The organism is Mycobacterium sp. (genome assembly GCF_039583805.1).
Taxonomy (GTDB): domain Bacteria; phylum Actinomycetota; class Actinomycetes; order Mycobacteriales; family Mycobacteriaceae; genus Mycobacterium.
In genome coordinates, this window is the sequence record NZ_JAVKSH010000015.1 from 35,089 (window position 1) to 38,750 (window position 3,662).

Here is a 3,662-nt window from a genome sequence, read left to right on the forward strand (position 1 = left end):
GCTCATCACTTGATGCCGGTGACCTTCAGGACCGTCAGCTGCTGACGGTGGCCCTGGCGCTTGTGGTAGCCGGTCTTGTTCTTGAACTTGTGGATGCGGATCTTGGGCCCCTTGGCGTGCTCGAGCACCTCGCCGGTTACCGAAACCTTGCCCAGCGCCGCGGCGTCGGCGGTGACGGTGGCGCCGTCGACGACCAGCGCGACCGGCAGCGACACCTTGGCGCCCGGCTCGGAGTCGAGCTTCTCGACCTTGACCACGTCCCCGACCGCGACCTTGTACTGCTTGCCGCCGGTCTTGACGATTGCGTAGGTCGCCATCGTTACGTCTACCTCATCTTCTCGGGGCGCGCGCTACCCGAGGGCTGCGCGGTGGGTCTGGGGACCGCCGGCCAGAGCCTGGCGATGACTAATCAAGGGTACGTGACCAGCGACGAAGCGGTCAAACCGGGTCAATCTTAGTGGACCGGCGGGCCGGCGGGCCGGGCTGCGGCGCGGCGGCGACGCGGCCGGTCGGGTGCCTCGTTCGCGACGACGGGAACCCCAGTCACCGCAGAGCCCTGGCCGGAGTCAGCCGCCTGGCCGGACTCGCCGGCATCCAGATCGACGTCGAGGTCGTCGTCGCCCTCGTCGTCGAGGTCGTCACCATCGTCGTCGTCATCGAGGTCGTCGTCACCGTCGTCGTCGTCGAGGTCCTCGTCGTCGAGGTCCTCGTCACCGTCACCGTCACCGTCACCGTCGTCGTCATCGTCGTCCAGGTCGACCTCGTCGACCTCGTCGTCATCGTCGTCATCGTCGGTGTCGTCGGTGTCGTCGTCATCGTCGGTGTCGTCGAACTCGTCCTCGTCGGTGTCCTCGAGGTCCTCCGCGGCGACCTCGCGCGCCACCTCTTCTTCGATCTGCGTCCGGGCCAGCTCCTCGGCGAGCTCGAAGCCGGGCTCAACGTCGTCCTGGCGGCCTGCCAGCAAGGAGGAGCCCGCAGCCATCGCCTTGAACATCGGGTGCTCGCCGGGAGCGTGCGCGGGCACCGTGGCCACCGCGGCGACATCGGATCGGCCCTTCTTGGCGCGCCGGCCACGTCGCCCACCTTCGGATTTGCGGCCCGCCGCGGCGCCGGAGTCCACCGGATCGGCCTGCACCATGATCCCCCGACCGCTGCACTGCGGGCAGGTCGTCGAAAACGCCTCGACCAGGCCGGTTCCCAGCCGCTTGCGGGTCAGCTGCACCAGCCCCAGCGAGGTCACCTCGGACACCTGGTGACGGGTGCGGTCGCGGGCCAGCGCCTCGGTCAACCGCCGCAGCACCAGGTCACGGTTGGATTCCAGCACCATGTCGATGAAGTCGATGACGACGATCCCGCCGATGTCGCGCAACCGCAGCTGACGCACGATCTCCTCGGCGGCTTCCAGGTTGTTCTTGGTGACCGTCTGCTCGAGGTTGCCGCCAGACCCGGTGAACTTGCCGGTGTTGACGTCGACCACCGTCATGGCCTCGGTCCGGTCGATCACCAGGGTGCCGCCCGAGGGCAGCCAGACCTTGCGGTCCATCGCCTTGGCCAGCTGCTCGTCGATGCGGTGCACCGCGAACACGTCGGGGCCCGCCTGACCCTCGGAAAGCTCGGCGGGCTCATACTTCGTCATCTTCGAGACAAGTTCGGGAGCAACGGAATTCACGTACTCGGTGATCGTGGACCAGGCTTCGTCACCGGACACGATCAGCTCGGAGAAGTCTTCGTTGAACAAGTCGCGGATCACCTTGACCAGCACGTCGGGCTCTTCGTAGAGCGTCACCGCCGCCCCGGCCGCCTTCGCCCTGGCGTCGGCGGCCGCCGCTTCGATCCGGGCCCAGCGCTCATGCAACCGGGTCACGTCGGCGCGGATGTCCTGCTCCTTGACACCCTCGGAGGCGGTGCGGATGATCACCCCGGCATCGGCGGGCACCACCTCGCGCAGGATCTCCTTGAGCCGCGCGCGCTCGGTGTCGGGCAGCTTGCGGCTGATCCCCGTCGACGACGCGCCCGGCACGTACACCAGGTAGCGGCCGGCCAGCGACACCTGCGTGGTCAGCCGGGCGCCCTTGTGGCCGACCGGGTCCTTGCTGACCTGGACGACGACGTAGTCGCCGGGCTTGAGGGCCTGTTCGATCTTGCGGTTGGACCCGCCCAGGCCGGCAGCCTCCCAGTTCACCTCGCCGGCGTAGAGAACGCCGTTTCGGCCGCGCCCGATGTCGACGAACGCCGCCTCCATCGACGGCAGCACGTTCTGCACGATGCCCAGGTAGATGTTGCCCACCAGCGACGCCGAGGCCGCCGACGTCACGAAATGCTCGACGACGATACCGTCCTCCAGCACGGCGATCTGGGTGTAGCGGTCGCCCTGGTGCGGCGGCTCGGTGCGGACCTTGTCGCGCACCACCATCACCCGCTCGACCGCTTCGCGACGGGCCAGGAACTCGGCTTCGCTCAGCACGGGTGGGCGACGGCGCCCGGCGTCGCGGCCGTCGCGGCGGCGCTGGCGTTTGGCCTCCAGCCGGGTCGAGCCGCTGATCCCCTGGATCTCGGTGGCGGCCGCATCGGGGTCGTTGCCGTCCTTGCCGGCGCGCGGGGCGCGCTCATGCACCACCGTGTTCGGCGGGTCGTCGGTGGACTGGGCGTTGCCGGCGTCCTCGCCGGAACCGGCTTTGCGGCGCCGCCGGCGCCGCCGGCGCCGGCTGCCGGTGCCCGCAGACCCGTCGTCGTCACCGCCGTCGTCGTCGGTATCGGCGCTGTCCTTGCCGTCCTCGGCATCGGCACCCTGCTCGGCCTCGTCGTCGTCCGAGTCGTCGTCCTCCGATCCGCCCTGCTGCTCGCCACGCCCGCGACCACGGCCCCGCCGGCCGCGCCGGCGGCGCCGGCCCGCCGGGCGTTCGCCCTGCTCGTCGCCGTCGGCCAAATCGCCGTCTTCGTCGTCCTCGTCGCCGTCCGCCAAATCCTCGTCGGCGTCGGCCTCGGCCGCCTGCGGCGCCACAAACAGCGGCAGGTAGGCGGGGTGATCCGCTGCCGCCTCCAGCATCAGCCGGGACTCGGGTTCGCCGGTCGTGGCGGCCGGGCCGGTCTGCGCGCCGGCGTCGGCGGCCAGCAGATCGCGCACCCGGACCGCGTCGCCGCGGTCGACGCTGGAATGCGCGCTGCGAATCCGTCCGTCGAGCTCGGTCAGCGCGTCGAGCACCCGCTTGTTCGTCGTCCCGAGCGTTCGGGCCAGCGAATGGACCCTCAGGCGTTCGGGCAGGTCCTCACGCTGGGACGGGTCTTGCTGGACGGGTGTGAACGGGGCATCGTCTATCACGAAATCTCCTCAGCCCCCGGGCGCGTCGACGACGCGGCCACACGAGAGCTTCGCTATGTGCCCGGGTCACTTCTCCCGGGCTTGTCGGTGGTCTCGCCCCGAGCGGCTCGTGAGCGAACCCGCCCGGTGCACAGGTGAATGACGGCCGGACGGATGGCGCCGCATCGCTGACGCGATGGTCGCCCCTGTCCTGAGTCTTCATTCGGGTGTCGGACGCCGGTCCGGCGACGTTCACCCGCCGCCAGTATTCCACACCGTCGCCCGAACTGAGGACCGAAGTGATGACGAAGGTACGCCGGCACCGTCACCGACCCGCCGGCGCGGGCCGCAGTCGACGCCTCGA

The 3,662-nt window shown here is 70.0% G+C and carries 2 protein-coding genes; both read right to left on the reverse strand.

Going from position 1 to position 3,662, the window contains the following annotated elements:
* Positions 1-5: 5 nt before the first annotated feature.
* Positions 6-317, reverse strand: coding sequence for a 50S ribosomal protein L21 (gene rplU, locus ABDW21_RS03500; protein WP_343600024.1), 312 nt, complete (start codon positions 315-317; stop codon positions 6-8).
* A 137-nt stretch (positions 318-454) separates the two neighbouring features.
* Positions 455-3,319, reverse strand: coding sequence for an Rne/Rng family ribonuclease (locus ABDW21_RS03505; RefSeq protein ID WP_343600022.1), 2,865 nt, complete (start codon positions 3,317-3,319; stop codon positions 455-457).
* Positions 3,320-3,662: the final 343 nt, after the last annotated feature.

Coding starts and splice junctions, on each gene's coding strand:
- rplU (WP_343600024.1), bottom strand. CDS start 317: ATGGCGACCTACGCAATCGTCAAGACCGGCGGCAAGCAGTACAAGGTC.